Genomic DNA, 21961 nt, shown 5'->3' with positions numbered 1-21961 from the left:
CCTCTCTGGCGTCCTGTTCCGGGCGAATCGCGATACCGAGCAATTACAGTACGGAAACGCCCGCATGCGGCAGACGAGGCTCGGGCTTTACGCTACGCGGTCACCCAGCGCGCGTCGCTGACGACGAGTTTTTTCGGGATCAGCTTCAGCTCGTTGAACGTATCGGCAATCTGCTGCTGGTAGGCGAGCGTCTCCGCTGTCACCGGCTGCACGCCGTACGCGGTGCGTTTCAGCGCAACTTCGAGCGTCGGCGCTTCGAGACCGACGAGCGGCGACAACAGCCGCGCGACTTCCGGCACGTTGTCGCGGCCCCATTTGTCGACGCTGTCGAGTTCCGCGAGCAGCTCGCGCAGCAACTGCGGCTGGGCGGTCGCGAACTTGCGCGCCGAGAGGTAATACTGTGTGTTGCGCACAAGCCCCTCGCCGTTCGCGATGACGCGCGCGTTCGCCTGCCGCTCGATCGCGGCGAGATACGGGTCCCAGATCACCCACGCATCGACGCTGCCCTGCACGAAGGCGGCGCGGGCATCGGCGGGAGCGAGGTAGACGGGCTGGATGTCGGCGTAGGTGAGCTTTGCCTGCTGCAGCGCTTTCACCAGCAGATAGTGGACGTTCGAGCCCTTGTTGAACGCAACCTTCTTGCCGCGCAGTTCGGCGACAGTCTTGATCGGCGACTTCTCGGGCACGACGACCGCCTCGCCATGCGGCGCGGGCGGCTCGTTGCCGATATAGACGAAATCGACGCCCGCCGCCTGCGCGAAGATCGGCGGCGTCTCGCCGACCGTGCCGACATCGACGGCGCCCGCATTCAGCCCTTCGAGCAACTGCGGCCCGGCCGGGAATTCGAGCCACTGCACCGTGACGCCCTGCGGGGCGAGCCGCTTTTCGAGCGTGCCGCGCGCTTTCAGAACGACGAAGTTGCCGTACTTCTGATAGCCGATGCGCAGCGTTTTCGCGTCGCCCTGGGCGAACGCGGCGGCGGGCAGGACGAGCGAAGCGGCGAGTGCGCCCGCGCCTTTGAGCAGCATGCGGCGGTTGGCGCTGGCGGCGTGTTTCTCGTCGGAGGAATAGTCGGACATGTGCGGTTCTCGATAGCGTTGCAAAGCATCCGTAAGGACGCTGGGACGTCAGATTCTAGTAATGCCGCATACCCGTCGCGAACCAAGTTTTTCAGCTTTGCTTGTCGCGCCAGCAGATTTAGGAACGGCAGCGGTAGACTCGCCGGAAGCACATCCGAAGGAGGGCGACATGCGACTCGTCGACTGGAACATTCAATGGGGACGCGGCGTGGACGGCCGCGTCGATCTCGCGCGCATGGTGAACGAGGCCAAAGCGCTGTGCGATTTCGACGTCCTCTGCCTTCAGGAGGTCACGCGCGGCTTCCATCAGGGCGACGCGGCCGGCGGTTTGCCGGGCGGCCCGGGCGCCGATCAGTTCGCCGAACTCGCCGCGCTGATGCCGGGCGCGATCGTGCTCGATGCGATCGGCGCCGATCTGCCGCCCACCGGCACCGGACGTGGACGGCGCCAGTTCGGCAACGCGATCGTGAGTCGATTGCCTGTGCGGAAGGTGCTGCGGCATTCGCTGCCGTGGCCCGCCGATCCCGCGAAGCCGTCGATGCTGCGCGTCGCGCTCGAAGCGATCATCGATACGGATGTGGGGCCGTTGCGCGTCGTCAGCACGCATCTGGAGTTTTACTCGGAGGTGCAGCGGCTCGCGCAGGTCGAGCGGCTGCGTGAGTTGCATCGCGAGGCGTGCGATCACGCGCGGCGACCCGCGAAGTCGGAGAAACCGAACAGTCCGTTCGCGGACACGGGGCGGCCGATGAGCGCAATCGTCTGCGGCGATTTCAACAGCGCGTTCGGGGCGAACGCGTATCAACGGATGCTGGAGCCGTTGCCGGATGCGCCTTCCTTCGTCGACGCGTGGACGCTCGCCAACCCCGATGCGCCGCGAGCCGCAACGGTCGGTCTGTACGATCACGAGCAGTGGCCCGACGGCCCGTTCGCGTGCGATTTCGTGTTCGTCACCGAGGACCTTTCGAAGCGCGTCGCGCGGTGCGAAGTCGATCAGACGAGCCGCTCGTCCGATCATCAGCCGATCTGGATCGAGTTGAACTGAGCGCGTTTCTAGCGTTCGTTCAGCGGCGGGAGCGGCGGATTTTTACGAAGATGCGCGTGGCGTCGCGCCGCTCGTTTCAGTTCGCGTTCGACTTCTTTCCAGTCAATCGCTGTCTCGGCGGGACGGTTCGCATAGTCCGCGGCAACAAAAGCGGCAAGCTTTCCAAGGGCGGCATCTTCGCCTTCGTTCGCGAGGTTCTGCACGCGCGCCGGTCGGCCGAACGCCTGGCGCTTGTCCATCCATCGATACAACGCCGGGATGATTCGCCGCGTCGCGCCCGAGCGTCCTGCCACGCAGAGTGCCCGCCATGCGGGCGCCGCGCCTTGCACGTACCGGCGCCGAGTGTCTTCGACACGCTGCTTGAGCGAACCGCCCAAGCCGACGAGCCTCGGATAACTCCAGACGATCGCCAGCAGCGCAAGCAGCAGCCCGACGCCATACGCGACACTCGCCCGATCGATGAAGATGATCTTGTGGCTCGCCTTCGACATCGCATCGGCGGGAATCTCGAACAGCGGCTTCTCCTTCGCGGCGGCGGCGGCCAAACTCATTGCTGGCAGCACGATGGTTTCGCGCTTTCGCGTCGCGGTATTCCACCACTCGATCGTGAGTGCGGGCAGTGTGTACCGCCCGCTGCGATTGACGACATACGTGACCGCATCCGTCCGCTCGCCCGCGACAAGCCCCGCGCGATCCTGCACGATGTTGCGTGTCGCGGGGGTTTTCGCATAGCGCCTGAGCCCGTCGATATCGCCGAAGGCAACCGGCGGAATCAGCATCGATTCGGTGCCGCTCGCGGTTTGCGTGATCGTGCGCGTGATCGTGTCGCCGACGCGAAGATGCGTCTCTCCAGGCTCGATCTTCTGCGTCGCGGTCAGCTTCGCGAGCGGGAAGAACGTCGTCATGCCTTCGGCGCCGGGCGGGAGCGTCGCGGTGAGGTGAAGACGCGGCGTCGTCAGCTTGACGGGACCACCGCTCGCGCCGCCGCCCGGATACACGGTGAGCGCGAACGGCGCGATATCGAACGATTTCGCCGCGCGCGGCACGATGCGATACGCGCGGCTCACGCCGAACCACTTCACGCCGTCGATCGTCTCGGAAAGATTCACGGCCTGCTCGTCCGGCAGACTGACGATCGCATCGTCGACGGTGAAAAGCGGCCAGTCGGGAGCGCCGGTGAACCACGTAGTCGTGAGCGCATCGACGACGAGCTTCACCTCCGTCCCCGCGATCACCGGCCCCGGCGGATCGAGATGCGCGCGAATCATCGTCCGGGGCGCCTCGTCCGCGAAGGCGCAGCGTGCGATGAGCAGAATCACGATCAGCAACACGCGCGACATCATGGCGCCGCTCCCGCTTCCTGCGCAAAGCGCTGATGCAAAAACGCCGCCGGCGACGTGTTGAGATTGCGCATCCAGATATTCTCGGCGGGACGCTGGTCGTGCACGAGCATTTTCTGCCCGCCCTTGTCTTGCTTGTCGGCCCTGGTTTGATCGGGCTGATCGGCTTGTTCACCCTCTTCGGGTTTTTCCTGCTCGGCGATCAATAGCTGCCGCATCAAGTCGCGATTCGCCACTGCCTGCGGGAAATTGCCCTGCTGCTTGACAGCGTTGTCGTACGCGAGCATGGCGCCCGCGTAGTCCTTCAGATGCGCGAGCGTGTTGCCGATGTAGAAATCCGCCTGCGCCGTCTTCAGCCGCGAAAAGCTCTCCAGCGCACCCTGATAATCGCCCGCGAGATACTGCGCGCGGCCTTTCCACATCGGATCATCGAAGCGTTGCGACGCCGTCTTGAAGTCGCCGCGCTCGAAGTGCCAGCGGCCCTGCTGATCGTGCGTCGCGAAAAGGTCGATCCAGTTCCAGCCGGCCGCATGCGCCTCGCGCGGCGCGGCGGAGAACGCGAGCGACAGCAGCACGGCCGGCAGCCACTTGACCGTCCACCCGCGCCGGAAACACCACAGCGCGACCGCGATCAGCGCGAACACGAGCCAGTAGCCGGCCTCCTTCCACCGCGGCACGATCTTCGATTCCTCGGCTTCGGCCAGATAAGTCTGCGCGCGGCGCTCGACCCACGCGATGTCGTCATCGTCCGCGCGCAGGCTCGCGAGCGGGATATCGGCGGCGTGCGTGATCTTGCGGATCGCGTTGGCATCGAAGGCGCCGGTGAGCGGGCGGCCCTCGGCATCCATCACGATCGCGCCGTCCGCGCCGCGAATCGGGCCGCCGTTCGCGGTGCCGACCGCGAGCCACAAAAGCTGATGCCGCGACTGCTTCGCCTTTTGCACGAACGCATCGGTGCCGCTTTCGTCGAAGCCGTCGCTGATAAAAACGATCGTGCCCGCCGCCGGATCGTGCGCCAATACGCGCTCGGCAACGTCCAGGCCCGCTGCCGCATTCTTTCCGTCGCGCGGCATCAGCGAAGGAGAAAGCGCCGGAACGTAGAGCGAGAGCATCGCGGGGTCCTCGGTCGGCGGCACGACGAGATGCGCCGTCGACGCGAACACGACCAGCCCCGTGCGCGCGCCCTTGCGGGCGTTCGCGAGGTCGAGCACTTTCTGCTTCGCGCGCTCGATGCGCGTCGGCGCGACGTCGGTCGCGTCCATCGATCGCGCGAGTTCCAGCACGACGACGAGCGGCGCCTTGTCCTGATTGAACGGCGGCCGCTCCTGCTGCCATGTCGGCCCGGCGACGGCGACAGCGCCGAGCCCGATCAGGAGCGCGAGCGTATGCACCGGCTGCATGCCGCGCCGCGCCTTCCCGCCGACGATCAAATGCTCCAGCAGCTCCGGCGCGATGATGTTGCGCCAGCGCGAGCGCACATCGTTGCGGCGAAACCAGCAGACCGGCAGCAGGATCGCAGGAACGAGGAGCCACAGCCACGCGGGCCGCAGGAAGTGAAACGCGGTGAGGTCAATTTCCATGCGTGACCTCGTTTATTTCGGCGTGTAGGCGGCGTCGCGGGGCGCGGGCCATCGCGATCAACAGCGCCAGCACGTGATACGCCGTCAGCAAGCCCAGAGCGACGGCGAGCGGAATCCAGAAGAAATCGCGCTGCGGCCGGTAGACCTCGCGCTTCACCGTGCCGGGCGTGATTTTATCGAGCGTGGTGTAGACGGCGGCCAGGTCTTCCTGTGCCCCAAGCGCATGAAACGAGCGCCCGCCGGTCGTTTTGGCGATGCGTTCCAGCGCGTCGAGATCGACCTTGTCCTCGCCGGTCGTGGCCGGATCGCCGATGCCGATCGTATGCACGACGATCCGGTGATCCTTCGCGATCTCGGCCGCGCGCTGCGGCGGGATCGCGCTGCTGGTGTCGTTGCCGTCGGTGAGGAGGATCAGCACTTTTTCGAGCGCGGGCGTCTTGTCCATCAGCTTGACCGCGAGGCCGATCGCATCGCCGATCGCCGTGCGCGGCCCCGCCATGCCGATCTGCATCTGGTCGAGCAGGATCAGCACGCTGTCGTGATCGAGTGTGAGCGGCGCCTGCGGATACGCGGCCTCGCCAAACACGATCAGACCGATGCGGTCGCTCTTGCGTTTCGCGATGAAATCCGCCACCACACGCCGCACCGCCGTCAGCCGGTCCATGCGCTCGCCGCTCGCGGCGCTGACGAAGTCGCGCGCGCTCATCGACTGCGACAGATCGATCGCAAGCATCAGGTCACGCGCGGGTTCGTCGCGGGTGATCGGCGCTTCGACGTACACGGGTTTCGCCGCCGCGATCACGAGCAGCGTCCAGATGAGCGGCATCAGAAGACGCTGCAGCCAGTTGCGGCGCAGGCGCACGCCTCCGGGCGCGGGCTTTTCGCCGGCGGCATCGGCCATTTCCTGGAAGAACGGCATGCGCACGGCCGGGGCCGTCGTCCGGTACGCGGGCGCGAGCCACCAGACGAGCGCGGGCAGCGGCAGAAGGAGGAACAGCGACGGGAGATCAAACTTCCACATGATGGTGGGCGATCCAGTCGCGCGTGTGCGAGATCAGCGCGTCGGCATCTTGTGGCGAGATCGCGGCGATGCGCTCCGCGGGCGCGTAGCTCACCAGCGCGAGCAGCGCGCCGGTGCGGGCATCGAAATATCCGCGCGTGCTGGTAAGGAACGCGAGCCACTCGCCGCCCGTCAGCGACGCGACGCGCTCGCGCGGCGCGACTGCAAGCGCAGTCCGCTTGATGAGCGGCGCAATGGCGGCGAGTGCGGCGCTGCGTTCATCTTCACGCTTTACTTGCGCTTCGATACGCTTTAATTCTTCCAGCGCCACGCGTCGATATCGCTGCTTCTCGTGCCGCCGCAAGGCAAACCACGCACTGAAAAGCGCCAACGCCAGAAGCACAAGCGCGACGACCGCCCAGCCGATCGTCTGCGGCGCGTATGACACCGCGTCTGGCAACGGCAACTCCTGAAGCGACGCAAGCGCGGTCATATGCCGCTCTCCGTCGCCGCGCGTGGGCGTTCGCCAAAGAGCCGCCGCACCTGATCAATCGTCGGCTCGGCGGTCGATAGCGCCATAAGCGGCACGCCGCTCGCGCGCAGCAGCTCGGCCACTTCAGCGCTTCGCCCTTTGAACAGGCTCGCGAGCGGCTCCCTTACGCGCTCGTGCTCGATCCGCAATTCGACCTGCAAACGCCCTTCGCTCACCACTAACGCGCGATGCTCCGGCATGCGCTGCCAGAGCGGATCGAAAACCATCGACGCGACCACGTCGTTATGCGCCGACAGTTCGCGCAGAAGCTGCCGCGTGCGCTCGTCTGCGCCGGCGAAATCGCTGACGACGAAAATCAGGTGATCGTGCGCCGCCAGTTGCAGCACGCCTTCGAGCGCGGCGTTCAGTTGCGCGTAGTTCGTGCGCGCGGTGCTGTCGGCGTGGAGCGCTGCGTTCATCCGGCCGATCGCGCCGAACAGCATCCTGATGCGGCTGCGGCTGCGCAACGGCTTCACGGGCACGACGGCGCTGTCGTCGAAGATCACGCCGCCGACGCGGTCGCCCGCCGCGAACGCCATCCACACGGCGAGCGCCGCCGCTTCCGCCGCGACCACCGACTTGAACGCGCGCCGCGATCCGAAGAACATGCTCATGCGCTGATCGACGACCACGAGCAGCGGCCGGTCGCGCTCCTCGGTGTAGACGCGCACGTGCGCCTTGCCGAGCCGCATCGACACTTTCCAGTCGATGTGGCGGATATCGTCGCCGGGAAGATAGCCGCGGATTTCCTCGAAGTTCAGGCCCCGCCCGCGCAGACGCGACGCGTGTTTGCCCGACAAAATGCTTGACAGCGGATGCGGCGCGACGAAACTCAGGCCGCGCGCGCGGAATTCGAGTTTCGCGAGATGCGCGGCATCGACGTAGACGCGGCCGATCGCTTCGTCCATGACCGTCCCCGTTCAGGCCGGCACCGCGACCTTCTCCACCAGCCGGTCGATCACCTGGTCGGCGCTGATGTTGTCGGCGTTGGCATCGTAGGAGAGGATCAGCCGATGCCGCAGCACCGGATGGATGACGGCGCGCACGTCGTCGGGCGTGACGAAGTCGCGGTCCTGCAACCACGCGGCGACGCGGCTTGCGCGATCCAGCCCGATGGCGCCGCGCGGGCTCGCGCCGATCTCGATCCACTTGCCGAGATCGGCATCGAGTTTGGCGCCGTGGCGCGTCGCGTTCACGAGCGAGACGATGTATTCGTCGATCGCAGGCGCCACGCCGATCTGCTGCACCGCGCGCCGCACCGCGAACACGTCTTCCTGCGAAAGCGTCTCGATGGCGGCGGGCGCGCTCTTGGCATCGCTTTCGCGGCGCAGCATGCGCAACATGTCGCGCTCGCTTTGCGGCGACGGATACGTGATCAGCACCTTGAAAAGAAACCGGTCCATTTGCGCTTCGGGAAGCGGATAAGTCCCTTCCTGCTCGATGGGATTTTGCGTCGCCATCACGAGAAAGAGATCCGGCATCGGATGCGTTTTTCCCGCCACCGATATTTGCCGCTCTTCCATCGCTTCGAGCAATGCGGATTGCACTTTCGCGGGTGCGCGATTGATTTCGTCCGCGAGAATCAGATTGCCGAAAATCGGTCCCGGCTGGAATGCGAGCGTATGTTCCGTGCCCGATTGCAATAGCGTCTCGGCGCCGGTGATGTCGGAGGGAAGGAGATCGGGCGTGAACTGGATGCGCTTCATCGTCGCGGCGAGGCGCTTCGCGATGGCCTTGACCGTGCGCGTCTTCGCGAGGCCCGGCAGGCTTTCCAGCAGGACGTGCCCGTCTGCGAGAAGCGCAATCAGGATTTGCCGAACGACCGCTTCTTGCCCCACGACCGCCTCGCCGATACTCGCCTCGAAGCGCAGGATGGTTTCGCGCATGGTCTCGTTTAGCCGGTGAGTTTTACGTGAATTGCCGGATGTCGAACGCCAACCTGTCAAACGGTACTTGACGGTCATTGATTCGTCAAAGTGTTGAAGCGCTTTTTAAATTGCAATCAAACGCACCGAATCGCTCAATCACGACGATGCGAAAAGAGATTGAATTCATCGTGCGCTTCATATATTGATAGGCAAAAGCGAGGTCGCAGAATCGATATTCTTGGGTGAAAACGGAGGCATCAGGCACGTTTTCGCAAATGGAGAAAGAGCATGGCGACGCACAAGCCGGCATTGGCCGGAACTCATGGCGCGAGCGCTACGAGCGGCGGCGTGACGCGCCGGCGCAGGGTGTTGCTCTGGGGCGCGCTGCTGGTCGCGGCGCCCGCGCTGATCGGCTTCGGCGCAAACTGGGCTTTGAAGTCGCACTCGGCGTCCGCCACGGCCACCCAGGCCGTCATCGGCGACGGCGTGCGCGGCCCGCAGAACATGGCGTGGGTGCCGGGCGGCGAATTCCAGATGGGCAGCGACAGCAAGATGGCGCAGGCAAACGAGCGCCCGGCGCACTCGGTACGCGTGCACGGATTCTGGATGGACGAACACCACGTGACGAATGCGGAATTCCGCAAATTCGTCGAGGCGACTGGTTACGTCACGACCGCCGAGAAGAAGCCCGACTGGGAAACGCTCAGGGTCCAGTTGCCGCCGGGCACGCCGCGTCCGCCAGATAGCGCGCTGGTGGCGGGCGCGATGGTCTTTTCCGGCACCGACCGGCCCGTGTCGCTGGAAGACTATTCGCGTTGGTGGCGCTACGTGCCGGGCGCGGACTGGCGTCATCCGACGGGGCCCGCGAGCAACATTGACGGCCGCGACAATCATCCGGTCGTGCAGGTTTCGTACGAGGATGCGGAGGCCTACGCGAAATGGGCCGGCAAGCGCCTGCCGACCGAAGCCGAGTGGGAATTCGCCGCGCGCGGCGGCTTGACGCAAGCCACCTACGCGTGGGGCGACACCTTCGCGCCGGATGGCAAGCAGATGGCGAACGTCTGGCAAGGCCAGCAGAAAGAGCCGTTTCCGGTGGTATCGGCGAAGGCGGGCGGCGCGCTCGGCACGAGCCCCGTCGGCAGCTTCCCGGCCAACGCCTACGGCCTCTCCGACATGACCGGCAACGCCTGGCAATGGGTCGCCGACTGGTATCGCGCGGACCAGTTCAGGCGCGAGGCGTCGAACGGCAGGGTGATCGACAACCCGCCCGGCCCCGTCGAGGCCTGGGACCCGGCCGATCCGGGCGTACCCGTCGCGGCGCCCAAGCGCGTCACGCGTGGCGGCTCGTTCCTGTGCAACGAGGACTACTGCCTGAGCTATCGCCCGAGCGCGCGGCGTGGCACCGATCCGTACAACAGCATGTCGCATCTCGGCTTCCGGCTTGTGATGGACAAGGACACCTGGGACAAGACGCACGGCCGCTCGCAAGTCGCCGTCGCCGATGTGCCCGCACGTTGACAGCAAGGCGCAGTCGCTTCTCCAACAACCAGGAGAGTCAGATGCAGAGCTGGAGCCGCCGCAACTGGTTGGGCCGCGTGACCGGATTCGCCGGCGCGGCCGTGCTTGCGCTGACGCTCGGCGCCTGCGCGGGCAAGGGCGGCAGCGCATCGCAGACGACGCCGTCCGTCGCAAGCGCCCAGAACGCCGAAACCGCGCTGCCCTCCTGGCGAGACGGCCCCGCGAAACGCGCGATCGTCAAATTCGTCGGCGATGTGACGCGTGAAGGCACGCTCACCTATGTGGACCCGGAAGCGCGCATCGCCGTGTTCGACAACGACGGCACCCTCTGGAGCGAGCAACCGCTCTACTTCCAGTTCGTGTTCCTGCTCGATCAGGTGAAGGCGGCCGCGCCGAATCATCCCGAGTGGAAGAACAACCCGGCATTCAAGGCGCTGATGGCACGCGACCAGGCCGCGCTCGCGAGCCAACAGAAGCAGTTGATGCAGCTCGTCGCGACGGCCAACAGCGGCATGAGCACCGAGACCTACGACCAGACGATCCGCGACTGGCTCGCGAAAGCGCGTCATCCGAAGTTCAACCGGCCTTACACGGATCTCGTCTACCAGCCTCAGATCGAGCTGCTCGGCTATCTGCGCGCGAACGGCTTCAAGACGTACATCGTGTCGGGCGGAACGATCGACTTCATGCGGCCGTGGGTGCAGAAGGCCTATGGCATTCCGCCGGAGCAGGTGATCGGCTCGAGCCAGGTCGTCAAGTACGAAGTGCGCAACGGCCAGCCCGTGCTGATTCGCCAGCCAAAGCTCGATTTCGTCGATGACGGCCCCGGCAAGCCGGTCGGCATCTATCGCAACATCGGGCGCCGGCCGATCCTCGCCTTCGGCAATTCAGACGGCGACCAGCAGATGCTCGAATACACCGCCGCCAGCACGGAACCGCATCTCGCGCTCCTCGTGCATCACGACGACGCCGACCGCGAATTCGCCTACGACCGCCAGTCGAAAATCGGCCGGCTCGATAAAGCGTGGGACGAAGCCATCGCCAAGGGATGGGTCGTCGTCAGCATGAAGAGCGACTGGAACACGATCTATCCGGGACCGGCGCGCTAGGACCGGTCCTTGAAGCCGCCGCACGCCGAACGCGGCCGCTAGCGGGGCGCACGAGACGCCGGGAGGCGCGTCGGGCGATGAACTCAAACGCTACTGGAGCGACAACGATGAGACCTTTTCTTCGACGAGCACGCTATGTCGCGGGCGCGCTGGCGGCGGTGGCCGTCGTCTGTGCGCTCGTGCTGTCGCCCGGGAGCGAGACGGCCCGCGCGCAGAACGCGGCGAAGCCCGCGGCTCCCGCTGCTGCCGCGCCCGCGCCCGCCAAACCCGCGACGCAGCCGGCGCCCGCCAAGCCTGCCGGACAGTCGTCGAAGCCGAATATCCTCGTGATCTTCGGCGACGACATCGGCCAGTCGAACATCAGCGCGTACACGCACGGGCTCGTCGGCTACAGGACCCCGAACATCGACCGCATCGCCGCCGAAGGCATGCTCTTCACCGACTACTACGCCGAGAACAGCTGCACGGCGGGCCGCTCGTCGTTCATCACGGGGCAGTCGCCGCTGCGCACGGGCTTGTCGAAAGTGGGTGCGCCGGGCGCGCCGGTCGGCCTGCAAAAGGGCGACATGACGATCGCCCAGGCGCTCAAGCCGCTCGGCTACGCGACCGGCCAGTTCGGCAAGAATCACCTCGGCGACAAGAACGAGTACCTGCCGACCGCCCACGGCTTCGACGAGTTCTACGGCAACCTGTATCACCTGAACGCCGAAGAGGAACCCGAGCGCGAGTACTGGCCGAAGAACAAGGACGACCCGTTCGTCAAGAATTTCTCGCCGCGCGGCGTGATCCACAGCACCGCCGACGGCAAGGTCGAGGACACCGGGCCGCTTACCGTGAAGCGCATGGAAACCATCGACGACGAAACCGGCCAGCACGCCGCCGACTTCATCAGGAAGCAGGTGAACGCGAACACGCCGTTCTTCGTCTGGATGAATTTCACGCGCATGCACATCTTCACGCACGTGCGGCCGGAGTTTCGCGGCAAGAGCGGCATGCCCGGCAACGAATACGGCGACGGCATGTGGGAGCACGATCAGGACGTCGGCAAGTTGCTGAAACTGCTCGACGACCTGAAGATCGCGAACAACACGATCGTCATCTACACGACCGACAACGGCCCGAACATGTTCTCCTGGCCCGACTCCGCGATGACGCCGTTCCGCAGCGAAAAAGACTCGAACTGGGAAGGCGCGTTCCGCGTCCCGGCGATGGTTCGCTGGCCGGGGCACGTCAAGCCGGGCGATGTCACGAACGAGATGTTCTCCGGTCTCGACTGGTTCCCGACGCTGCTCGCCGCCGCGGGCGACACCGGCGTGAAGGACAAGCTGCTCAAGGGCTGGACGCCGAAGGCAGGCGGCACGAACTTCAAGACGCACCTCGACGGTTACAACCAGTTGCCGCTCCTGACCGGGCAGTCGGCCAAGGGCGCGCGCACGGAGTTCTACTACTTCGACGACGACGGCGAACTCGTCGCGATGCGCTGGGATCAGGACGGCAATGCGTGGAAAGCGGTCTTCTGCGAGCAGCGCGCGAAGGGCAACCTGAACATCTGGCAGGACCCGCTCATTTGCCTGCGTTTGCCGAAGATTTTCAACCTGCGGATGGACCCGTACGAACGCGCCGACATCACGTCGGACCAGTACAACGACTGGCTCGTGAAAAACGCATACCTGACCGAGATCGCGACGATCAAGGCATCGGCGTTCCTGCAAACGTTCGTCGCGTATCCGCCGAGCCAGCGGCCCGCGAGCTTCAGCGTCGATCAGGTGCGCAGGCAAGTGGATCGCAAGATCGACGAGTCGTTCAAGAAGCGCGGGCTGGAATGAGCGTCGTCTGACGCGTTACCGCAGGCCCCGCGCCCGCCAGCCTTCGAGGCTCGCGGGCGCGGGCATTTACACAGATCCATCCGATGACCGACACCTCGGTTTCCCCTCGCAGAACCACGCGACGCGAACGGCGCGAGCGCGAACGCGTCGAGCGGCGTTCTGCGGCGCATTCGATTGCGGTTCCGGTTCCCGTCGAGACGCTCTCCGTCGTCTGGCCGATGCTGCTGCTGTTCGCCTCGGGCGCAGCGGCGCTGATCTATCAGGTGCTCTGGATCAAGCAACTGGCGCTTGTCGTCGGCGTCGATGTGCAAGCGGTGACGACCGGTGTCAGCGCATTCTTTGCGGGGTTGGCGTTGGGCGGCTGGGTGTTCGGACGGATCGCGGATCGGAGCCTTCGGCCGTTGCGGCTTTACGCGGTTCTGGAAGTCGTGGCGCTTGCGCTGGCGCTCTGCGGGACGTTCGCGCTCGCGCATGCGGCGGCGTCGTTCGCGATGCTTCAAAGTCATGTAGGTGCGCTCGCCTGGGTGCTCCCGTTTGCGCTCGTCGGGCTGCCAGCGGTGGCGATGGGCGGGACGCTGCCCGTGCTGCTGCGCGCGGTCGAGCCGAGGGCGGGCGGTATCGGCGGGGCCGGTGGACGGCTTTACGCGGCGAACACGGCTGGGGCGATAGCCGGTGCACTCCTGCCGACGTTCGTGCTGATTCCGTGGCTCGGCGTGCAAGGTAGCGCGTTCTCGGCGGCTGTCTTGAACGCGATCGCGGCGGGAGGTGCAGTGCTGCTGGCGCGTGGGAGGACGGACGCAGACGGCGACGCCGCGTCCGGAGACCATGTGATTTCGGCTGCCGCAAGCCCCGACAAGGGCAGCGCCAATCCGCCACTCCTCCCCATCACCCTCTACGCGATCGCCGGCGGCATCGCGCTCGGTTACGAAGTCATCTGGTCGCAGGCGATCGTCCAGTTCATCAGCACGCGCAGCTTCGCGTTCTCGATCGTCCTCGCGACGTATCTCTGCGGCCTCGTGCTCGGCAGCGCGGTGGTATCGCGACGGGTCGATCGGGTGCGCGATCCGTGGGGCGCGTTCGCGCTCCTGATCGCATCGGCGGGGCTGGCGGCGATGATGGCGATCGCTTTACTCGGCGGCTGGCTCATTTCGTGGCAGGGCTACGTCTCGAGCGCGGTGCTGTCGGCGACCGGCAACCTCCTCGCCGCAATGTGCACGAGTTTCGCCGTCGCGGCGCTCTGCATCATCTTCGTGCCGACGCTGCTCCTCGGCGCCGCGTTTCCCTTCGCGCTTCGGCTCACCGTCGATCACCGGCGCGTCGGGCGCGACGTCGGCGCGCTCGTCGCGATGAACACGGCGGGCGGGATCGCCGGGACGCTGCTCGCGGGCTTCGTCCTCGTGCCTTGGCTCGGGCTCGTGCATTCGCTCGCGGCGCTCGCGGTCGCGGCATGCGCGGTCGGGCTCGTCGCCGTGCTGTGCGGCCCCGGCACGCGACGCGCGTCGCGTTTCGCCGTCGGCTCGCTGGCCGTGTTCGCGGCGTGCGCGGCGATCTTCACGCCATCCGGCCGGCTCGCGGCGCTCCTTTCCGCAGCGCGCGGCGGCACGCTCGTCCACTACGAGGAGAGCGCGGGCGGCACGGTCGCGGTGGTCGAGCAGACGTCCGGCACGCATCGCTTCAAGCGTCTTTATATCCAGGGCGTGTCCAATTCCGGCGACACGATGACGTCGCTGCGCTACATGCGCCTGCAGGCGCTCCTGCCGCTGATCATTCACCGCGACGCGCCGCGTTCCGCGCTCGTGATCGGCCTCGGCACGGGCATCACGGGCGGCGCGCTGCTGACGTATCCGGGACTCGACAAGCGCGTCGTCGCGGAATTGCTGCCAGCGGTCGCGCGCGCGGCCTCGCAGTTCAGCGGCAATTACGGCATGAGCACCGATCCGCGCATCGACGTGCGCCTGCGCGACGGCCGCCGCGAGTTGCTGCAAAGCGCTGAACGCTACGACCTGATCACGCTGGAGCCGCCGCCGCCCTCGGCTGCGGGCGTCGTGAATCTTTATTCGACCGATTTCTACCGGCTCGCCGCCGCGCGCCTGCAACCGGGAGGGATCGTCGCGCAATGGCTGCCGCTGCCGACGCAAAACGAGGACGACACACGCGCGCTGATCCAGAGCTTCATCCAGGTGTTTCCGCATGCGTCGCTCTGGACGACGGAACTGCACGAAATGATGCTCGTCGGATCGATGACGCCGATCGGGCTCGACGTTTCGCGCATCAGCGCGCGCTTTGCGCAGCCGGCGGTTTCGAAAGCGCTGGGGGAAGTGGGCATCGCGTCGCCGGCGGCGCTGATGGCGACGTGGGTGACCGATCGCGCGGGACTCGCGTACTACGTCGCCGATACGCCGCCCGTCACCGATGACGTCCCGCGCATCGAATATGCGCCGTGGGTGCGGCGCGCGGCGTTTCCCGCGACGCTCGCACGCTTGATGGCGCTGCAGACGGAGCCGCCGCTCACCGGCGGAGACGATGCGTTCCGCGCCGCCATGCAACGCGAGCGCGACACGCTGCGCACGTTTTACGGCGCCGGGCTGGCGGCGTACCGTGGCGACCGGGAAGCCTGGGCGCGCGACGTGGAGCGCGTCATGAGCACGGACGGAAGCAACCCGTACTATCGATGGTTTGTCGGCGAGGCTCGGTGATAAGCATCGGCGAGGTCCAGCGCGAGGCGCTTGCGGCGTGTCTCATCCGTTGCGAGCGCTGAATCGATTGCATCGCAGATTTCATCGATCGCCACGGCCGCGGGCATACCGGCGTCGTCCCAGGTCGCCGCGAACGCCGTCTGCTTGGTCATGCTCGATAAAGCGCGCGCAGGATGGCGCAGATTCACACGCGGCAAGCCGAACGCCATTGCCACGATCCGCCCATGCAGGCTGCTGCCCAGATACGCTCGCCCGTGCGCGATCAGCGCGCAGATGTCCCACAGATTCAGCGAACGGAAAATCGTGACCGGAAGCGTGCGCATGCGCGCCGCCGTGCGCTCGTAGCAGGACGCGTCGTCGTGCCACGGCGCCGCGCCCGCGCGAAAGAACACGACACCGAGACCGGTCCGGCGCGCCGTGCGATCGAGTTGCGAGGCGATGTGGGCGAGGGTGTCGTCGTCGGCGAAATCGGCGCTGAACTGCACGGCGAGGTAGCCCTCCGGAAACGATCGCAGAATCTCCCGCACGGCGCGTTCGCGCGCACGCTCGCGAATCCGCTCGCCGAACAGTTCCGCCACCATCACGGCGGAATCGGGGACGAGACGCGCCTTCACGCCCCACGCTTCGAGCAGCGCTTGCGTGTGCCGGTCGCGCACGCTGAGGTCATCGGCGGCGGCAAGTTTGGTTAAAACCTCCGCGCGCATCGGGTCGTCGCGGCTATCGAGGTCCACGCCGCCCACCGCGTTGTAGACCACGCGCATCGCGCCCGGAAACATCTCGCGCGACGCCATGTACGGCGCCAGCGCGTCCGTGCCCAACGCCGCCCGCCCCCACGCGATGCGCTCTCGCGGCCGCGCGTCGAACCGCTCGATGGCTTTTTGCGCGTCGGTATCGGACCGCGTCATCACGGCCGCTTCGTAGACATCGCACGTCAGCAGTTCGCCGCCTGCGTGGACGAGGGTCACCGCTTCATCGCACAGGCGCGTCACAAGCGCCGGCAGCGCCTCGACCCGATGCCCGCCGAACGCGCGCAGATCGCGCTCCGCGACGCCCGCGAAGATCGCATCGGCGCGGCCGGACATTGCTTCCGCGACATGCGCGAACAGCAAATCGCCGAAGTTATGCCGATCAAAAGCGCCGATGAAGAGCGTTTCCACGAGATTCCCGCTCGGACGCATGTCCAGCCCTCCATGCTAGGCTTTCCCGAACCACCGACAGACACGGAGACACACCGATGCGATTCGACTACAAGGAGTGGCACATCGACTGCCGCGCCCACCACGACGAAGACGGTAGCTACTACGCACAGGCCACGATCACGCGCGCGCCGGGCGCCGGGCGCACGCGTGTCGAAACGCATCACTCCGGTGAACTCGACGCTTTCGCGAACGAATCCGACGCGCTCCACTGCGCGCGCGCCTGGGCGATCGAGTGGTGCGACGAAGTCACCTCCACGTAGGAGCGCGCGTCGACTTTCTCGCGCGGAACAGGGCGAGCCGCACGCAAACGGATCGATTCGCCCATTTGAATTGTTCCGCGATGCAAAATGATCTGATATTGTTTTCTCAAGGGAATCGAATTTATCGGCCGTGTCAATCGTCTTCGTGAGTGCCGCCATGAATGATGTACGTCACCAACTCAGCCCGCGCGATCGCGTCGAACTGCTCTGCTGGCTCACTTGCGGCAGTCTCGGCAATTACTACCTGAACGAATCCTGGCCCGCGCCAGTTTTCTTCGTGCAGGCGGCGCGCAAGTGGCTCGACCGCCATAAGCGCCAGGCCGACTGGCTCACCGTCGCGCGGCTTTCGGCCATCGCGCAGCGCCTCGCGGTGGAGAACGTCGGCTGCGTCAACGCCGACTGGGCGCTCGACGCCGTCGAAGAGATCCTCGAAAGCGAGGACCTCAACTACGAATCGGTACTGGTGCTGCGCGTGTTCGAAGACTGCCGCCGGGCGCTCGCCGACAAACGCCTCGCCGACTGAATCGCCTTGTAAGCCTCCTTACGGCTTGCCGTACCGGGCGTGCGCAAGCACACGCACGCCGTTTGAACTCCTCCTCTCACCGTCTACGATATTAGGACGCCAGCCGGCCTGCGGTTCATCGCATGCGCCGGACCCAATCCGCATCGGTGGGAGATCTCATGCCGAAAAATATCGTTTTCTGCGCCGACGGCACCTGGAACGGCCCCAACTCCAAGGACGACGACAACGACGGAATCCCCGACACGACCAATGTCTGGAAAGCCTTCTGCACGCTCGCCGGCGATGCCAAGCTAGATAGCGTGCTGCTTGCGTCCGAGCAGGAACTGGAGCAGACCGGTCCCGAGGCGCAGGTCGCGAAATATCTGCACGGCGTCGGCGATTCGCGCAACGTCGCGATCAAGCTGCTCGGCGGCGTGTTCGGCAACGGCATCATCGCGCGGATCGTGCGCGGCTACACCTACGTGTCGCGCAATTACGAGCCGGGCGACGCGATCATCCTGATCGGCTTCTCGCGGGGCGCGTACACCGTGCGCGCGCTCGGCGGCATGATCGCCGACGTCGGTCTCCTGAATCCGCAAAAATTCGACCTGAGCGACAAGGAACACGCGTACATGCTCGGCATCAACGCGTGGCGGCGGCATCGCGAGGCACGCGTCAAGGCGCGGCAGAACGCGGGCGGCCTGCTCGGCATCTTCAGCGCGCTCATGCGCCACTTGCCGCAATTCGCGTTCGATACATCCGAACCCGACGACACGGTGCCCGTCGACAGCATCAAGGCGATCGGCGTATGGGATACGGTCGGGTCGCTCGGCATTCCGCTCTACCTCGGCGCCAACGGCTCGGACGTCGACGTCTTCCGCTTCGCCGATACCGCGCTCAGCAACAAGGTCGCATTCGGCGTGCATGCACTGAGCCTCGACGAGCAGCGCTCCGACTTCACGCCGACTTTCTGGGATGCGCGCGACGGCATCACGCAGGCGCTCTTCGCGGGCGCGCATGCGGACGTGGGCGGCGGCTATCCGACGGATGAATCGGGGCTGTCCGACATCGCGTGCACGTGGATGCTCGAACGTCTCGGCGATCCGGCCATCGGCTTGCACGTCAAGCCGCAGCCGTGGGCGTTCAAGCCCGATTTCTTCGGCATGGGCCACGAGCCGTGGACGCAGCCGCCGTTCAACCTCCTGCCGAAGGGGCCGCGCACGCCGATTCCGTTCCCGAAGGACGTCGGCGCGCATATTTCGATCGCACACCGGATGGGGATCGATCCAAAGACGGGTCAGCGCGTCGCGGTCACGCTCAAATACCTGCCGACGGCGCTGGCCGAGCAGCTTGGTACGAATATGGTCTGGATGGATTGAGCGTTGCCTTTTTTGGGATAGGTGCGTATCGACGCTCGACATCGCCCGCGAGGGCCTCGTCATCGATTCCGACAAGGCGCTGTGGAGCACAACGCCTGCTACGCCTGCAACATGCGCGGCGACTTCCGCGCGATGCGCGCGCAGCATCGCCATTGCGTGCCTGTTGCCCGGCAACGCCGGTATGCAGTTCAACCTCGCGCTCACGCACCTGCGCTTCTGGGAATTCGCGCGCGGCTGGCAGCGGCAGCGGCGCGCGCTGCATTCCTGGGCCGGATCACCCTGAACAAAACGCCAACGCGCGAATTACTTAAGCGCCTTCTTGACCTGTATCGGCGGACGGTCTATACCAGACACTCGTACTTTTCTTACAACCGCGAGCGGCGCTGCAGACAATGGCCGCCCCGGCTGGCATCGATTGAGAACCAAGGTTTCGGACTGGCAGCCCTCAGAAAAATCGAACGCATCGCGAGGCCGCAATGACAAAAACCGCTTGCCCGTATAGCGCACTGTTTGCCTTCTCCGCCCTCTGTATCACCCTCACTGCCTGCTCGACCGGCCCGCTTCAGCCCGCCACCGCTGCTGGCACCACCACCCTGCCCTCCGGCGGCGTCTACAAAGGCATCGTTCCTGCACGCGGAAACGCGATTCTCGTGATGCTCTTCGACGGAACCGCCTATCTCTTTTATGGCGCCGGATCGCCGGCAATGAGCGGACTCGGCGGCGTGGTCGTCGCGACGAATGGCTCGCAGTCCGCCAGCGGCCGCTTTACGAGCACCAGCGCGCAAAACTACAACCTGCAGTCGCGCGCGGCATCGCCCGTCACGTTCGATGCCGATTTCGCCCGCGCGCCCGCCGTCACCGGTTCGGCCAGGACACAAAGCGGCGAAAGCCTCACGTTCTCCGCGACCTCCGACCAGATGCTCGGCGCCGATCCGGCGCGCGCGACCGTCGCGGGCCTGTACACCGGCCGCGGCGGCTCGCTGCAAGGCGCGACGAACTCGAAACTCACCGTCACCGGCGACGGCTTTCTCGCCGGCACGACCGGCATGGGATGCGTGTTCAAGGGCACCGTCGCGCCCCATTCGGGCGTGAACGCCTATGACGTATCGATTACGTTCGGTCCCGCGCCCTGTCCGCAATCCGGCACGACGCTCACCGGAACCGCCGTCCTCGACGGCGCGCGCCTGCTCGCCGCGCTGCCGCTCCCGGGCCGCTCCGACGCCTTCGTCTTCGACGGCACGAAATAACCCGCCATCGCTTTCTTTCTCGCCCCGCCCCGCTTCAGCCTGATTGCAGTCCTCTAAAACGACGCAGCACCAGGAGACAAAACAGATGAACGCAGCGCTCAAGCTTTTGCCCCTTGCCCTCGGCGCGATGCTCGCCGCCCTGCCGTCCGCCTACGCGGCGCAGGACAACGTCAACGCACTCTCCAACTTCAAGCAGACGGGCAACACCCAGCCCGCCGAGACAGTGTCACAGTCCGGCCAGCGCGCCGACGCCCTGCGCGAAAACCTCAAGACGATCAAGCTGCCGCCGGGCTTCAAGATCGAGCTGTACGCCGTCGTCCCGGATGCACGCCACATGGCGATCGAGCCGTCGACGGGCGTCGTGTTCGTCGGCACGCGCAAGGCGCGCGTGTGGCAGGTAACGGACCGCACGAAGCGCCGCGTCGCCGACGATGTCGTCGCGTTCGCGAGCTCGGTGTCATTCAAGGTGCCGAACGGCGTCTGTTTCTCGCCGGACGGCGTGCTGTACGTCGTCGAGCAGAACCGCGTGCTCGCGTTCCCGGCAGCGCAGTTCTTCGGTGAAGGCGGCAGCGACGTGGCCGCGGCGGTCGTCGTGCCGCAGGGCAAGCTGATCCCGACCCAGTTCGAGAGCTTCAACCACGGCGCGCGCGCGTGCCGCATCGGCCCGGACAAGAAGCTGTACATCGCGCTCGGTCAGCCGTGGAACGTGCCGCCGAAGGACAAGCTCGCCGATCTCGACAAGAACGGCCTCGCCGGCATCATCCGGCTGGATACGGACGGCAAGAACCGCGAGGTCTACGCGCACGGCGTGCGCAATTCGGTCGGTCTCGACTTCAATCCGAAAGACAAGACGCTGTGGTTCACCGACAACCAGGTCGACGGCATGGGCGACGACACGCCTCCGGGCGAACTCAACCGCGCGACAAAGGCCGGCGAGAACTTCGGCTTTCCGTGGTACGGCGGCGGCAAGGTCCGCACGGCCGACTACAAGGACGCGACGCCGCCGGCGGGCATCGTATTCCCGCAGGTCGAGTTCGCGGCGCACGCGGCGGACCTCGGCATGTCCTTCTACACGGGCAAGATGTTCCCGGCGAAGTACCAGGGTGGCATCTTCGACGCCGAGCACGGCTCGTGGAACCGCACGAAGCCGATCGGCGCGCGCATCATGTACATACCGGTCAAGGACGACGGCACGGCCGGCGAACCGGAAGTGTTCGCGGAAGGCTGGCTTACGTCGACGGGTGAATACATGGGCCGGCCGGTGGACGTCCAGCAGTTGCAGGACGGCTCGCTCCTCGTCTCCGATGACTACGCGGGCGCGATTTATCGCATCTCCTACGCGGGCGGAAAATGAAGACGCTGATTTTCGTGGTGACGCTCGCCGCCGCGTGCGCGGCGAGCGCGTCGTACGCTGCCGGCGACGTGAAGGCGGGCCGCGCGAAGGCCGTGCAGTGCCAGGCGTGTCATGGCATCGACGGCATCGCGAAGATCCCGGAGGCGGCCAATCTCGCCGGACAAACCGAGGAATATCTGACGAAAGCGCTGCACGACTTCAAGTCCGGCGAGCGGAAGAACGAGATGATGAACATGATGGCAAAACCCCTGTCCGATGCCGATATCGCCAATCTCGCTGCGTACTATCACAGCCTGAAGGCCCCCTGACGGACGACGCGGAATTTGTCAAAAGAGTTGACAGGACGATTTAAGGGTTTATACTTACTCCTGTCTCCTCCATGTCTCAACCGATATGGATTACGCCCGCTCAACGAGAGCGGGCTTTTTTT

General features: G+C 65.8%; 20 protein-coding genes. 12 read left to right on the top strand and 8 right to left on the bottom strand.

Annotated elements, in window-relative coordinates; genetic code table 11:
- Positions 1 to 92 precede the first annotated feature (92 nt).
- A complete protein-coding gene (locus AWB65_RS24215; RefSeq protein ID WP_087669557.1) occupies positions 93 to 1079 on the bottom strand; it encodes a sulfonate ABC transporter substrate-binding protein in 987 nt (328 codons plus the stop codon).
- Positions 1080 to 1248: 169 nt separating this feature from the next.
- Here AWB65_RS24215 and AWB65_RS24210 point away from each other — a divergent pair, with 169 nt between their 5' ends.
- Positions 1249 to 2121 (top strand): endonuclease/exonuclease/phosphatase family protein, encoded by an 873-nt coding sequence (locus AWB65_RS24210; protein WP_087669556.1) that lies wholly within the window; start codon positions 1249 to 1251, stop codon positions 2119 to 2121.
- Between the two features lie 8 nt (positions 2122 to 2129).
- On the opposite strand, the gene AWB65_RS24205 is transcribed toward AWB65_RS24210, so the two are convergent.
- The 6 genes from AWB65_RS24205 to AWB65_RS24180 are packed head-to-tail and all read right to left on the bottom strand — an operon-like array spanning position 2130 to position 8459.
- On the bottom strand, positions 2130 to 3464 hold the full coding sequence (locus tag AWB65_RS24205) for a BatD family protein (protein WP_087669555.1): 1335 nt from the start codon (positions 3462 to 3464) through the stop codon (positions 2130 to 2132).
- Positions 3461 to 5041, bottom strand: a complete 1581-nt coding sequence (locus AWB65_RS24200) for a vWA domain-containing protein (RefSeq protein WP_087669554.1) — start codon at positions 5039 to 5041, stop codon at positions 3461 to 3463. Before AWB65_RS24200 ends, AWB65_RS24205 begins: the two co-directional genes overlap by 4 nt.
- Positions 5031 to 6062 carry a vWA domain-containing protein gene (locus AWB65_RS24195; RefSeq protein WP_087669553.1) on the bottom strand — a complete coding sequence of 344 codons (1032 nt, stop codon included), beginning with the start codon at positions 6060 to 6062 and terminating at the stop codon, positions 5031 to 5033. Before AWB65_RS24195 ends, AWB65_RS24200 begins: the two co-directional genes overlap by 11 nt.
- The gene (locus tag AWB65_RS24190) at positions 6049 to 6534 is read right to left on the bottom strand and encodes a DUF4381 domain-containing protein (RefSeq protein ID WP_087669552.1); all 486 of its coding nucleotides are present in this window, start codon (positions 6532 to 6534) and stop codon (positions 6049 to 6051) included. The genes AWB65_RS24195 and AWB65_RS24190 overlap by 14 nt, the downstream gene beginning before the upstream one ends.
- Entirely contained in the window at positions 6531 to 7481 is a 951-nt protein-coding gene (locus AWB65_RS24185; RefSeq protein ID WP_087669551.1) for a DUF58 domain-containing protein, read from the bottom strand. The genes AWB65_RS24190 and AWB65_RS24185 overlap by 4 nt, the downstream gene beginning before the upstream one ends.
- A 12-nt stretch (positions 7482 to 7493) precedes the next feature.
- Positions 7494 to 8459, bottom strand: a complete 966-nt coding sequence (locus tag AWB65_RS24180) for an AAA family ATPase (protein WP_087669550.1) — start codon at positions 8457 to 8459, stop codon at positions 7494 to 7496.
- Between the two features lie 270 nt (positions 8460 to 8729).
- On the opposite strand from AWB65_RS24180, the gene AWB65_RS24175 reads away from it, so the two are divergent.
- The 4 genes from AWB65_RS24175 (at position 8730) to AWB65_RS24160 (ending at position 15590) form a co-directional block, all read left to right on the top strand.
- On the top strand, positions 8730 to 9959 hold the full coding sequence (locus AWB65_RS24175) for a formylglycine-generating enzyme family protein (RefSeq protein ID WP_087669549.1): 1230 nt from the start codon (positions 8730 to 8732) through the stop codon (positions 9957 to 9959).
- Positions 9960 to 10000: 41 nt separating this feature from the next.
- Positions 10001 to 11068, top strand: coding sequence for an HAD family hydrolase (locus AWB65_RS24170; RefSeq protein WP_087669548.1), 1068 nt, complete (start codon positions 10001 to 10003; stop codon positions 11066 to 11068).
- Between the two features lie 107 nt (positions 11069 to 11175).
- Positions 11176 to 12894 carry an arylsulfatase gene (locus AWB65_RS24165; RefSeq protein WP_200821784.1) on the top strand — a complete coding sequence of 573 codons (1719 nt, stop codon included), beginning with the start codon at positions 11176 to 11178 and terminating at the stop codon, positions 12892 to 12894.
- 218 nt (positions 12895 to 13112) lie between these two features.
- The gene (locus tag AWB65_RS24160) at positions 13113 to 15590 is read left to right on the top strand and encodes a fused MFS/spermidine synthase (RefSeq protein ID WP_125474188.1); all 2478 of its coding nucleotides are present in this window, start codon (positions 13113 to 13115) and stop codon (positions 15588 to 15590) included.
- On the opposite strand, the gene AWB65_RS24155 is transcribed toward AWB65_RS24160, so the two are convergent.
- Positions 15560 to 16768: a polysaccharide pyruvyl transferase family protein gene (locus AWB65_RS24155; RefSeq protein WP_087669547.1), complete on the bottom strand. Its 1209-nt coding sequence runs from the start codon at positions 16766 to 16768 to the stop codon at positions 15560 to 15562. The genes AWB65_RS24160 and AWB65_RS24155 overlap by 31 nt on opposite strands.
- Positions 16769 to 16824: 56 nt before the next feature.
- Between AWB65_RS24155 and AWB65_RS24150 the strand changes: the two genes are divergently transcribed.
- The 7 genes from AWB65_RS24150 to AWB65_RS24125 all read left to right on the top strand — a co-directional run bounded on the left by AWB65_RS24150 (position 16825) and on the right by AWB65_RS24125 (position 21839).
- A complete protein-coding gene (locus AWB65_RS24150) occupies positions 16825 to 17049 on the top strand; it encodes a hypothetical protein (RefSeq protein WP_087669546.1) in 225 nt (74 codons plus the stop codon).
- 157 nt (positions 17050 to 17206) lie between these two features.
- Positions 17207 to 17572, top strand: a complete 366-nt coding sequence (locus AWB65_RS24145; RefSeq protein ID WP_087669565.1) for a hypothetical protein — start codon at positions 17207 to 17209, stop codon at positions 17570 to 17572.
- 158 nt (positions 17573 to 17730) lie between these two features.
- A complete protein-coding gene (locus AWB65_RS24140; protein WP_087669545.1) occupies positions 17731 to 18930 on the top strand; it encodes a T6SS phospholipase effector Tle1-like catalytic domain-containing protein in 1200 nt (399 codons plus the stop codon).
- Between the two features lie 81 nt (positions 18931 to 19011).
- A complete protein-coding gene (locus AWB65_RS35790) occupies positions 19012 to 19410 on the top strand; it encodes a hypothetical protein (RefSeq protein ID WP_125474187.1) in 399 nt (132 codons plus the stop codon).
- Positions 19407 to 20177 carry a hypothetical protein gene (locus AWB65_RS24135; RefSeq protein WP_087669544.1) on the top strand — a complete coding sequence of 257 codons (771 nt, stop codon included), beginning with the start codon at positions 19407 to 19409 and terminating at the stop codon, positions 20175 to 20177. The genes AWB65_RS35790 and AWB65_RS24135 overlap by 4 nt, the downstream gene beginning before the upstream one ends.
- 85 nt (positions 20178 to 20262) lie before the next feature.
- Positions 20263 to 21531, top strand: coding sequence for a PQQ-dependent sugar dehydrogenase (locus AWB65_RS24130; protein WP_087669543.1), 1269 nt, complete (start codon positions 20263 to 20265; stop codon positions 21529 to 21531).
- Positions 21528 to 21839 carry a c-type cytochrome gene (locus AWB65_RS24125; protein ID WP_087669542.1) on the top strand — a complete coding sequence of 104 codons (312 nt, stop codon included), beginning with the start codon at positions 21528 to 21530 and terminating at the stop codon, positions 21837 to 21839. The genes AWB65_RS24130 and AWB65_RS24125 overlap by 4 nt, the downstream gene beginning before the upstream one ends.
- Positions 21840 to 21961 lie beyond the last annotated feature (122 nt).

Source organism: Caballeronia humi (assembly GCF_001544475.1).
In the GTDB taxonomy this organism is placed as follows: Bacteria; Pseudomonadota; Gammaproteobacteria; order Burkholderiales; family Burkholderiaceae; genus Caballeronia; species Caballeronia humi.
This window is presented reverse-complemented; position numbering and strand designations above follow the sequence as displayed.